Raw genomic sequence first — 12,332 nt, 5'->3', positions numbered from 1 at the left:
TTTTACCTATTTCTATTTGCTTCTCTAATTTCTAAAAATAAATCTTTGGCTTTATTTCTCTGTCTGAGGCTAACGCGGTTGTCTCTGATCAGCTCATCCAGCAGTGGTAAAGCTTTATCTCTCTGATTGTGTTTGTGATATAAAACTGCCAGCAGTAGAGTTATATTATCACTTTCTTTTTTTGTACTTTTTGTATCTTCCTTAAAATAAAATTCTTCTAAATTTTTCAGAGCTTTTAAAGAAGCTTTTTCTGACAGTTCGTCTTCTTCGAGATCTTCGTAGATCCAGCTTAACTCACGCCAGAGAAAGGCTTTTTTATCGGCATGATAATCTGTAAAATCATAGAGCTTTAAAGCCAGGTAATGGGCATCTAAAACTTGATTGATTGTCCTCAGATCATTATATTCAATTTTAAAATCACTGCCCAGATCCTCGCTAATTATTTTTTTAAAGTTATTTTTTATTTTCTTTTTTCTACTTTTCGAAAAATCATAAAAATCATTTCTCCTGGCCGTAAAAAGACAGCTGGGACAGGAGAGAATACTGTAATTATAGAGATTAAAGTTTTTATAAAGCGGCCTTAAATCTGCTCTGATTTCTTCGATTCTTAATCTGGAGTTTCTAATTTTTTTAACTTCCATTTTATGTGAGCAGGCAGGACATTCTATTTCTTTATCATAAAGATAATATTGATCTTCTTTAGCGGTTTTTTGATCATAAACACTATGATCATTCAAATAAAAATCTGCTGGTTTTCTTATCTCAGCAGCTGCCTGGTCAATGAACTTTTCCTTTTTCTTTGCGGCAGCTTTTTCAGCAGCTAATGTTTTTTTGATTTCTTTTTCGGTTTCAATTTTTTTGTTGATTTCAGATATTGGAGCTAACTGCACTTTGTTTCTGTTTTCTAATTTTTCTATATATTGAGAAAGACTATTAATAATTTTACTGGCAAAGCTATTATTTTTTTGCATAATTTTTCTGAGATCTGATACTTTAAACTCCAGTACTTTTGTATCTAGATATACTGCTGCCCGGGAACTATAATTAAGAGCTGTAAAAGCAGTCACTCCAACAAAACTTCCGTTTTTTTGACGCTGAATTTCTAATTCTTGTTCATTATCTTTAATATAGATCCTAATTAGCCCACTTAAAATAAAATATATCTTATCAGCTTTTTCTTGATAACTATAAAGTTCTGAACCAGTTTTAAATTCTTTTAAATTACTATATTTTGCTAATAAATTTTTAAAATTATTTTTTTCTGACACAACAACCCAGCCCTTTCTTGATGAGTATAAATTTAATAGTTAAAGCACTTTATATTATAACACAAATTCCATAATTTTCACAATTAGCTTTTAAAATTTTGTTATAATTTTATAAATAATAACAGCAAAAAATATTTTTTGTTTTCAATTACTTTTATATGTCTACAATTGCTGTTATAATTAAATCTAGAGTCACTCTGGGCGGAGGTGATACTTTGTCAAATCTTTTTTATTATTTACTACTGGGGCTAATAATAGGTTTTGTTGTCAATTATTTTGATTTATCAGCTAAAAAAGGTATTATTATAGCAATTGTGATTGGGGGCTTGGCTGGAATATTAAGTACATACATTTTTTGAAATTACTTTTTGATAGAGGTGATTTAAGAGTGGAAAAAATAGATAATATTAAAAATGAAATTAATTATTATTTGAATAAGGAAGAAAATGTAAAAGAAGAATGGATAGAAGAGAATCATCCTATAGATATTGCAGAAGCGCTTTCTGAATTGGATGCTTCAGAAATAAATGATTTTACAAAGTTGTTGGAGACAGAAGATCTGGCAGATATCTTTGAGGAATCAGAAAAAGATCTACAGATTGATATTCTGAAATGTAAAAGTTCAGAAGAGATAATTGAAATTTTTTCTCATATGGCTGCTGATGATATAACTGATATTTTAGGTCTGTTACCGATCCAAAAAAGAAAAGAATTACTGAGGCACATGAAACAGGATGATGCACTTGTAGTTAAAAATCTTCTGGGATATGATAGAGAATCCGCTGGTGGGATAATGACCACTGAGTATTTACTTTTAAGTAAAAATTTAACAACAACTGAAGCTTTAAATAAAATAAAAAAAATTGCTCCCGATACAGAAATAATTGACACTATTTTTGTGGCAGATAGTAATAAAAAATTGGTAGGGAGTGTTGACTTAAGAGATATTTTGAGTTCAGATGATGAGAAAAAACTGGAAGAATTAATGGACGATAATATTATTAAAGTATCTGCAGATGTGGATCAGGAAATTGTTGCTCAACAGGTTGCTAAATATGACCTGACAGTAATTCCCGTAATTAATAAGAGTGGAATTTTAATCGGAATTATTACAGTTGATGATATAATTGATGTTATTGAGGCAGAAAACACCGAGGATTTATATAAAATGCACGGGGTAGATGAAGAAGAAAGTTCGGATACAACTTTACTACAGTCGATTAAAAGCAGAATGCCCTGGATGTTTATTAATCTGGCGACAGCTTTTCTGGCTACTTTTACTGTGGCTATGTTTGAGGATGTTATTGCTCAGGTTGCTGCTCTAGCTGCTGCAATGCCTATAGTAGCTGGAATGGGAGGAAATGCCGGGACTCAGACTCTTTCTATAGTTATTAGAGGGATTGCCCTGGGAGAGATCGATTTTAAAGACAACTGGACTCTTTTATTTAAAGAAGCAATGGTTGGGGTGATTAATGGTGCAGCAACAGGCTTAGTAACAGGTCTAATTTTATATCTGATGTATGGGAATTATTATCTGGGATTAATTATCTTTTTAGCAATGATCTTAAATTTATTGGTCGCCGGAATGTTTGGCTTCTTAATTCCATTATTCCTGCAGTCACTTGGCATAGATCCGGCCCTGGCTTCAGCAATATTTTTAACAACTGTAACAGATGTATTTGGATTTTTTGTGTTTTTAGGTTTAGCCAGAGGATTTATAGTCTATTTAATATAAGTTAAAACTTTATTAAATTGGAATAATATATCAATGTGTGAATATAATTAATATATAAACTTTCATTAATTAAAGGGTAGAAAGAGGATATTTAAATTAAATCTTGAAATATTATTATGGACAAGAAAATAATATATAAATGAGGTGCTAAAACAAACGTGGAAGATCAAAAAATAACAAAGATACCATTTGGTCAGTTGGGAATTATTGTCCATGAGAGCTGTAAGGAATTAGGTAAAAAGATAGATGATTATATTGTTAGGCGCAGGAGAGAAGAATTTGCCAGCAGCTGCAGCGAATATCATGTAGAGGAAATTAAGGATTCCTACATTATTGATAATGATATAATTCGTTTTGCTAATGGAGAAGCCAAAGGGCATCTTAAAGAATCAATTCGGGGTAAGGATATCTATATTTTAGCTGATATTGGTAATTATAATGTTACTTATAACATGTTTGGTGTTGAAAACAGAATGAGTCCTGACGATCATTTTCAGGATATAAAACGCCTGATTTCTGCTATTGCGGGTAAGGCCAGACGAATCCATGTTATTATGCCTCTCTTATACGAAAGTCGACAGGATAAAAGAAACAGCAGAGAATCTTTAGATTGTGCTATGGCATTACAGGAATTAGAGAATTTGGGGGTAGAAAATATTTTTACCTTTGATGCTCATGAAACAAGGGTTCAGAATGCTATTCCACAGACCGGATTTGAAAGCTTACATTCCACATATCAGATTATTAAAGCAATGAATAGAGTTGATGATCAAATCTGCTTTGATAAGGATGAGATGATGGTTATTTCTCCTGATACAGGAGCTATGGATAGAGCAATTTATTATGCCAGTGTTTTAGGCCTGGATGTAGGTTTATTTTATAAACGTAGAGACTATAAAAAAATAATAGATGGTAGAAATCCAATTATCCAGCACGAGTATATGGGAGCAGAAGTAGAGGGCAAAGATATTTTAATTGTTGATGACATGATAGCCTCTGGAGGGTCAGTTTTTGATATTGCTAGAGAATTGAAAAAGAAAAAAGCACGAAATGTATATGTAGCGGTTTCTTTTACGTTTTTTACAAATGGTATAGAAAAAATGAATGAGTACTATGAAAAAGGTTATATCTCCAAATTATTCTCAACTAATATGACCTATATTCCACAGAAATTTAAAGATGCAGAATGGTTTGAGGAAGTTGATATGTCTAAAATGATTTCCCTGCTGATTGATACTGTGAATTATGATGACTCTGTCAGTCCACTTTTAGATGCAACCAATAAAATTAAAAAGATTGTAGGAAAATAAATTTGTAAAGAGAATAATCAGCTGATTATTCTCTTTTTTTAAGGTTCTAAATTTTATCTTAACTTATATTAAGAATAAAGTAGGTGTTAATTATGAAATCAACTCCATCTGATAATCAAAAGTTAATGCAGAAGATTGAAAAAGAAATTAAAAATAAAGTGTTTGGAGCATTTTTGGGTTTAATTGTAGGTGATGCTCTTGGAGCAGTAGTTGAGTCCAGAGAACGAGGTAGTTTTAAAGAAATTAAGGATATGAGAGCTGGTGGACCGTATAATCTAAAGGCTGGTTACTGGACTGATGATAGTTCTATGGCACTCTGTCTGGCAGAAAGTTTAACCGAAAATGGCTATAATCCACATCACCAGATGCAGAAATATTTAAAGTGGTATAAAGAAGGTTATTTAAGTTCTACCGGTGAGTGTTTTGGCATTGGTTCTAATACAGCCAGATCACTCAAATATTATGATAAAAATAATAAATTTCCACCAGCAAGCGAAAGAGCAGCAGGTAATGGTTCTTTAATGCGTCTAGCTCCTGCGGCAATTTATTATCGCGATGATTTTAAAAAAGCTGTTAAATATTCAGGAGGGAGTTCTCTTACAACACATAATAATCAGTTAGCAGTCGACAGCTGTCGCTATTTTGGAGGATTACTGCAGCAGTTTCTTAATTCCCGAATTGAAATGAATGCTTTTAAAATTAAAGTGATTAAGGATACAGCTGCAGATTTAGAACTGAATCAAAAAATTATTAAAGCTGTTAATGGAGCCTTTAACAAAAAAAGAGATGAGATAAAATCTGATGCATTTGTAATTAATACTCTGGAGGCCAGCCTCTGGTCTTTTATAAACAGTGATTCTTTTGCTGAGGCAGTATTGCTAGCTGTTAATCTGGGTGAAGATACAGATACTACAGCTGCAGTAACCGGTCAGCTGGCAGGAGCCTATTATGGTTATGATGCTATTCCTGAAAAATGGAAAACAAAACTTGCTAAATATGAAATAATAGAAAATATTACAATTAAGTTATATAATAATACTAAATAAAGAAGGCAATAGTTAATTTTTCTAGAATATAATATATATAGAATTAATTTCAATAATACTATTTGTCTGAGGTGGTAGTCTTGACTTTCGATAATCATCTGGAAACAGGTTTTACATATATATACTTAGCCGGGCTTATAATGTTCTGGCTGGGTATTACATTTTTATATAACAAAGAAAAGAAAGAATATTTACTCTATTTCTCCTATTTCTGGACTTTTGCTATTGCTGCTACTACTGCAGAAATCTTATATTTTCATTTTCAAAATAACTTCTTTGTTTTACTGAACTCTATAATGCATCTTTTAGAAGCTGTTTTTTTAGTAGAGGCTGTACACAAGTATTTTAATCAAAAAACAGCTGATATCTGGTATAGCTTTTTAAAGGCACTGGTTTTATTATCTGTATTTGGTTTCCTTTTTAGAAGCCAGCTATTTATACTGGCTCCTACCTTAGTATATCTCAGTTTTGCCTTTATTAAGTCAGGAACATTATTTTTTAAATTATCATTTAACGAAGTTTCAACATTTACAGCAGTTGTAAGCTCATTATTCGGTTTAAATCTTTTAGTAGCTCCTTATTTAATGAGATTAAACTGGTTTAACCGCTATGGTATTTTTTTAAAAGGACTGCTGGGATTGCTATTTGGAATCAGTTTGTTCGCAGTTTATTACGAAGACCTGCAGTATAAATTAAAAATAAGAGAAGAACAATACCAAAAGTTATTTGACCAGTCTCCTGCGGGTATGCTTCTGCTTGACAAAAAAGGTAAGATAATCCAGGTTAATAATTCTATCTGTGATTACACAGGTTACAGTAAAGATGAACTTGAGGGCCACAGTATGTTCGAAAATTTGGTACCAGCTAAATTTAAGATAAGAGCCAGACAAAAAATCAGCAATATTCTAGAAGATCAGGATCAAGAATATATTATGGAAACTTATGATAAATTTAATAATAAAAAATGTCTAAAAGCAGAGAAGCTAAGAAAAAACTGGTGCAAAATATATTAATTAATCTGGAAAATAAAAGTGGTGAAAACAGGGAACACCTGCAGAGGATGAAAAGAACAGCAGCTGAATTTGGTGATTATATTGATCTAAAAATTGATGCTTATGATGTGATGAGAAATAAAAATATTTACAAAAATAAGATGACAAAAAAAGCAGCCATCAGAGAACTGAAAAGCTGTAGTGGAACTCAATTTGATCCAGAATTAACAGATAAATTTATCGACTTTATCTTTTAAACTAAATATTATAATCAATTTTTTCTGCGTATATCTTACCAAGATAGGGTAATAGAATTATTTGAGCTCCGATTAAACCAGTACCCTTTTGATGCTGATCCATAGCCAGCAAAAGCAAAAAATGCTCTATAAATCCATAACCAACAAGACCAACGAAGACCCCTGCTAAATAAACAAAAATATTTAAAAAATACCAGAGATATTCAGGCATTCGATAACGATATTTATTAAACCACATTTTTAAATTGTGTATTCCCCAGAAAGAAGAAGTAAAAAAGAAAGAAAAAATAACTGCAGTAATAATAATAGCAATTTTAGAAAAAGAAAGTAAAAACGCAGCAATAATACCAAGAATAAATCCTATAATACCATAAATTGTTGCTTTCCTGCCTAATTTGATAATAAACTGATCCTGATTATACATCATCCTGCTTTTACACCTCAATTACAAGTATTATAATCTATCTTTTAATTTTAATTGTAAATTAAACGAACATAGATACTCTGATTATAATTACCAAAATTGTCACCAAAAATTGTTAATCCACCTTTATTTTCAGCTTTTTCGGGTACAGCCATTCTAAATTTATAATTACTTTTATGATCAAGTTCTAGCTGATCAATTGTTATTTCCGAAATCTTTGATCCATCAATAAAAGTACCATATTTGCTAACTGAGAGTAATTTTAAAAGCCCATATTGATTCCAGTTAGGATACCACCAGGAAGGTGTGAAAAGACCTTTTGTTTCTCCAAAATCTCCTGGGCTTGTCCAACTCCCCAGTTCCACATCATTAAGATAAAAGAAAATATCAGAAGGCCAGTCATTACAGACACCAGGAGCTTCCGAACTTATTTCCATAGAAATTTGAATCTCACTTAATTCCTGTCCCGGTTTTAGATAATTGGGCAGCCTATATTCTATAAATCCTTTAGTAAACCATAAGATTTGACTGTTTATTCTTTCTGGATCTGCAAAAAAACTGGGATCATCTACTTCTCCTATAATATGATCTTTATTTGCCAACCCACAGGTAGGATAGACCTCATAATCAGAAAAATGTCCAACTGCTATCTCTGATTCATAAAATTTTTCTTCAGTTTGTTTTTTTAAGTCAAAAATTAGTTTATCTTCATGTAAATAACATAATTTCTGATTACCTCTGGCCGCTGACTCAGTTGATACTTTAATCAAACCACATTCTTCTAATTTTTTAACATGGGAAGTAATAGCACCATTTGTTAAGCCAAGCTTTTCAGCCAGTTCATTCATATTAAGCTGATTATATTCTGATAAAAGTTCCAGAATTTTAATTCTAGATTCTGAACTTAAGGCTTTAAAAGTTTTTAATCCATCTCTTAAATTATCAATTAAAATCAAACTTCTCCCCCCAAACTTTATTTATTTTAGTCAATTATAAAACAAAAACCTAAAAAAATCAAATTTAAAGCTGCTTTAAAGACAATTATTTAATTTAAACTTAATTAATGTAATATATTAATAAACTATATATTTAAAAATTAATAGAATAATGCTCTCTATTCCAGGCTCAACCCTGAATTATTAAAATCATTAGATAATTCAAGTCAATTTATTTGACATTAATCTAAAATTTATGCTATACTTTTAGTGAAAATTAAAGAACTAAACTTTTCAATCAACTATTAAAATTTATAATATAGACTTTTAAATGCTTTTTATAATATTTTGAGTACAAAACATATATGAATTTTTTTGTTTTTGAATTAATATTAAAATAACTTATTATACAATACTATTTATAATTTTAGTAAAAACTAAATTTGGAATTATATTGTACAATAATTAATAGAAATAATTGAACTAGAAACTGATTCTTTTTTTATCTAATTTGTGTAATTTAGTTACTGAGACACTATTTAAAAGAAATAAATAATATTTAAGAGAGGAAGATTAAAAATGACTAAAAAAAATGCAAAAGTATATCTAGATCGTAATTTTACAGTAAGTAAGGTAGACGAAAGAATATTTGGCTCATTTATAGAACATCTGGGTAGAGCTGTTTATACAGGAATTTATCAGCCTGAACACCCAACAGCTGATGAAAATGGGTTTCGAGAAGATGTTTTAGAATTAATTAAAGAAATAGACCCACCAATAATTCGTTATCCAGGTGGAAACTTTGTTTCTGGCTATAACTGGGAGGATGGTGTTGGACCTGTTGATGATAGACCAAATCGTCTGGAGTTAGCCTGGAGAACTGTTGAGACGAATGAAGTTGGAACAAATGAATTTATGCAGTGGGCAGAAAAAGCAGGGACAGATGTAATGATGGCAGTCAACCTGGGTACACGAGGTATTGATGCTGCTCGTAATTATTTAGAATACTGCAATCATCCCGGTGGCAGCTACTACAGTGATTTACGCAAAGAACACGGCAGAGAAGAACCATATAATATAAAAACCTGGTGTCTGGGAAATGAAATGGATGGTCCCTGGCAGATTGGACACAAAACAGCAGATGAATACGGCCGTTTAGCATTAGAAACTGCCAAGGTTATGAAGGGACTTGATCCGGAAATTGAACTGGTTGTTTCTGGAAGTTCTAATAGACAGATGCCTACTTTTGGTGAGTGGGAAGCAACTGTCCTGGAACATACTTATGAACATATTGATTATATATCTCTACATCAGTACTTCCGAAATGATGAAGATGATATTAAAAACTTTCTGGCTCAAACCGAAAGCCTTGATGATTTTATTCATTCTGTTGTAGCAATTTGTGATTATGTTAAGGCTAAGAAAAACAGCGATAAAAAAATTAATTTGTCATTTGATGAGTGGAATGTCTGGTATCATTCTGATGAGACAGATAAAAAAAGAGAGCCCTGGCAGTCTGCACCTCCTCAGCTGGAAGATATTTATAACTTTGAGGACGCTCTAGTTGTTGGATTGACTTTAATAACTTTACTTAAACATGCTGATCGAGTTAAGATTGCCAATCAAGCTCAACTGGTTAATGTAATTGCTCCAATAATGACCAGTGAAGATGGTGGTACCTGGAGACAGACAATTTTCTATCCCTATTATCATGCATCTAAATTTGGTAGAGGTACTGTTTTAGACAGCAAAGTAACTTCTCCAACTTATAACAGCAGGGATTTTAAGGATGTGAATCTCTTAGAACAGGTATCAGTATTTAATGAAGATAAATCAGAATTAACAATATTTGCAGTTAATAGAGATACCGAATCAGCACTGAAATTAGAAAGTGAATTAAATGGCTTTGAAGGATATAAGGTACAGGAACATCTTATTTTAGAACATGAGGATTTAAAGGCTGTTAATAGTGAAGACAATCCAGATAATGTTAAACCTCATGATAAAGGTGGGGCAGCAGTTAGAAAAAAGAAATTAACTGCAGAACTTCCTAAGCTTTCCTGGAATGTTATACGATTATCTAAATAATAGAAGGAAAAGTTTAACTAACCAGTAACTTTAGTTACTTTAAGTTAAGGAGGAGACAATAGTAATTATGAAAAATAAATATACTGAAAAGATTACCGATGTTGAAAATATAGAAATAACTGCAGATAATTTAGAACAGATTGAACTACCTGAAAAAATTAAAATTTTTCTTGACGATAAATATAGTTATCGTGGAGTAGAATGGGAAGAAATTGATCTGTCTGGTCTGAAGCAAAATAAAGAAGTAAAGGTTAAGGGTAAGATAAAAGAAATAAATTATCCGGAACCACTTGTCGAAAAAAGAGCAGATCCCTATGTCTATAAACATAAAGATGGTTATTACTATTTTACCGGGTCTTATCCGGAATATGATCGTATTGTTTTAAGAAGGGCTAAAAATTTATCAGATCTTCAGCAAGCAGAAGAAGTTGTTATCTGGGAAAAATATCAAAAGGGAGAAATGAGCAAACATATCTGGGCTCCTGAACTACATTTTATTGATGATAAATGGTATATTCATTTTGCTGCCGGACGCGAAGATGATATCTGGGCCATTAGACCTTATGTTCTAGAATGTACTGCTGAAAATCCACTGGATGGTGACTGGACTGAAAAAGGTGAAGTCAATATTGAATTTGAAAGTTTTAGTCTTGATGCAACAACATTTGAACATCAGGGTAAAAGATATTTAATCTGGGCTCAAAAAGTTGCAGATAATACCATTTCTAATTTATATATTGCTGAAATGGAAAACCCCTGGACAATTAAAGAACAGCATTTATTATCTGAACCAAAATATGACTGGGAAGTTATTGGTTTTGATGTAAATGAGGGGCCGGCAGTAATTAAGCGCAGCGGTAAGATATTTGTAGCTTTTTCAGCCAGCGAAACTGGTCATAATTACTGTATGGGACTTTTAAGTGCAGATCAGAATAGTGACTTACTGGATCGCAGGTCCTGGACTAAAAGTTCAAAACCTGTACTTGAAACTTCCGAGGAAACTTCACTTTATGGCCCGGGTCATAATTCTTTTACTGTTTCTGAGGATGGTGTAACTGATCTCTTAGTTTATCATGCTCGTCCTTATAAAGAAATAGAGGGAAACCCACTTTATGATCCGAATCGTCATGGAAGGATACAGGAATTATTCTGGGATCAAAATGGAGATCCTTATTTTGCCTATCCTGGTTTAAAAGTGGATGCTGATCAGGAAGTTGAAGCTAAAATAAGATTAGAATAGATCATTTAAAGAAAGTCAGACTTTTAATCGTCTGGCTTTCTTGCTATTTTTATAAAGATGTATTATTATATCATATAGAGAAGTTGAACTTTTTTAATAATTTATGTTATTAAATAAATGGGGTGAGGTTTATGAAATATAGAAAACTGGGAAAATCTAATTTAAATGTTTCAGAAATTAGCTTTGGCGGTATTATGTTGATGGATACTCCAGAGGCTGAAGCTGAACTGATTGTTAAAAATGCTGTTAAAAATGGTATAAATTTTTTCGATGTAGGTCCAACTTATGGAAATGCACAGAATATACTGGGACCTGCTTTAAAGCCATATCGGGACAAAGTTTATTTAGCAAATAAGACTGAGCCCGGTCAGACTAAAGATCAGGTCCGCAGAGATATGGAAAAGTCACTGGAACTTCTGGAAACCGACTATTTTGATCTTTATCAGCTGCATGAGGTTACAGATGAAGAAGCTCTTAATAAGGCATTTGCTACTGGAGGTGCACTGGAAGCAATTATTGAAGCCAGAGAAGAAGGCTTAGTTAAAAATATTGGTTTTTCTGCCCATAAAGAATGGGCGGCTTTAAAATTAATTGAAAGCTTTGATTTTGATACAGTGATGTTTCCTATAAACTGGAATTACTGGTTTAACTATGATCAGGGACCAGAAGTAATAAAAAAAGCCAGAGAAAAAGAAATGGGAATCATTGCAATTAAGGCACTGGCCCAAAAACAGTGGGAATCCGGGCGCCAGGATAATTATAATACCTGGTATAAACCAATCTACGACAATCGGGGGCTGGCCGAACTGGCACTGAAATTTACTTTATCCCAGAATATGGATACTGCAGTAACTCCTGGAGACAGCAGGATGCTTGATCTGGCATTAGAAATTTATCAGGAAAATGAAGAAAAGATGCAGATTTCAGAATCAGAATTAAAAGAACTAAAGAGCTTTTTAGATAGCCACGGGGGAAAATTATATCCAATCCCAAAATAAATTGAATAGTATAATTAACAAAAACTGCCCCCAAATTAA

12 protein-coding genes are annotated in these 12,332 nt (G+C 32.1%); 9 read left to right on the top strand and 3 right to left on the bottom strand.

All coding sequences use genetic code 11. The features are described from left to right. Window positions 1-2: 2 nt before the first annotated feature. A complete protein-coding gene (locus tag C7958_RS13360; RefSeq protein WP_111573179.1) occupies window positions 3-1,268 on the bottom strand; it encodes a DUF2225 domain-containing protein in 1,266 nt (421 codons plus the stop codon). Window positions 1,269-1,483: 215 nt separating this feature from the next. Here C7958_RS13360 and C7958_RS15780 point away from each other — a divergent pair, with 215 nt between their 5' ends. From C7958_RS15780 to C7958_RS13335, 6 genes are all read left to right on the top strand, one after another. Then, window positions 1,484-1,627: a hypothetical protein gene (locus C7958_RS15780; RefSeq protein ID WP_166668722.1), complete on the top strand. Its 144-nt coding sequence runs from the start codon at window positions 1,484-1,486 to the stop codon at window positions 1,625-1,627. A gap of 29 nt (window positions 1,628-1,656) precedes the next feature. Further along, window positions 1,657-3,003 (top strand): magnesium transporter, encoded by a 1,347-nt coding sequence (mgtE, locus tag C7958_RS13355; protein ID WP_111573196.1) that lies wholly within the window; start codon window positions 1,657-1,659, stop codon window positions 3,001-3,003. A gap of 158 nt (window positions 3,004-3,161) precedes the next feature. Next, window positions 3,162-4,313 (top strand): ribose-phosphate pyrophosphokinase, encoded by a 1,152-nt coding sequence (locus C7958_RS13350; RefSeq protein ID WP_111573178.1) that lies wholly within the window; start codon window positions 3,162-3,164, stop codon window positions 4,311-4,313. A 92-nt stretch (window positions 4,314-4,405) separates the two neighbouring features. Further along, entirely contained in the window at window positions 4,406-5,359 is a 954-nt protein-coding gene (locus C7958_RS13345; protein WP_111573177.1) for an ADP-ribosylglycohydrolase family protein, read from the top strand. An 80-nt stretch (window positions 5,360-5,439) separates the two neighbouring features. After that, window positions 5,440-6,372, top strand: coding sequence for a PAS domain S-box protein (locus C7958_RS13340; RefSeq protein ID WP_111573176.1), 933 nt, complete (start codon window positions 5,440-5,442; stop codon window positions 6,370-6,372). Next, entirely contained in the window at window positions 6,357-6,608 is a 252-nt protein-coding gene (locus C7958_RS13335; protein ID WP_133960340.1) for a hypothetical protein, read from the top strand. The genes C7958_RS13340 and C7958_RS13335 overlap by 16 nt, the downstream gene beginning before the upstream one ends. Before the next feature lies 1 nt (window position 6,609). Here C7958_RS13335 and C7958_RS13330 read toward each other — a convergent pair whose 3' ends face one another. Then, window positions 6,610-7,035: a hypothetical protein gene (locus C7958_RS13330; RefSeq protein WP_111573174.1), complete on the bottom strand. Its 426-nt coding sequence runs from the start codon at window positions 7,033-7,035 to the stop codon at window positions 6,610-6,612. A 47-nt stretch (window positions 7,036-7,082) separates the two neighbouring features. Further along, window positions 7,083-7,988, bottom strand: coding sequence for an ArsR/SmtB family transcription factor (locus C7958_RS13325; protein ID WP_111573173.1), 906 nt, complete (start codon window positions 7,986-7,988; stop codon window positions 7,083-7,085). 558 nt (window positions 7,989-8,546) lie between these two features. Between C7958_RS13325 and arfA the strand changes: the two genes are divergently transcribed. The 3 genes from arfA to C7958_RS13310 all read left to right on the top strand — a co-directional run bounded on the left by arfA (window position 8,547) and on the right by C7958_RS13310 (window position 12,293). Next, on the top strand, window positions 8,547-10,055 hold the full coding sequence (gene arfA / locus C7958_RS13320) for an arabinosylfuranosidase ArfA (RefSeq protein WP_111573172.1): 1,509 nt from the start codon (window positions 8,547-8,549) through the stop codon (window positions 10,053-10,055). 67 nt (window positions 10,056-10,122) lie between these two features. After that, a complete protein-coding gene (locus C7958_RS13315; protein WP_111573171.1) occupies window positions 10,123-11,295 on the top strand; it encodes a glycoside hydrolase family 43 protein in 1,173 nt (390 codons plus the stop codon). 131 nt (window positions 11,296-11,426) lie between these two features. Continuing rightward, window positions 11,427-12,293 carry an aldo/keto reductase gene (locus C7958_RS13310; protein ID WP_111573170.1) on the top strand — a complete coding sequence of 289 codons (867 nt, stop codon included), beginning with the start codon at window positions 11,427-11,429 and terminating at the stop codon, window positions 12,291-12,293. Window positions 12,294-12,332: the final 39 nt, after the last annotated feature.

Source organism: Halanaerobium saccharolyticum, from assembly GCF_003259895.1.
Classification (GTDB): Bacteria; Bacillota; Halanaerobiia; order Halanaerobiales; family Halanaerobiaceae; genus Halanaerobium; species Halanaerobium saccharolyticum_A.
This window is presented reverse-complemented; position numbering and strand designations above follow the sequence as displayed.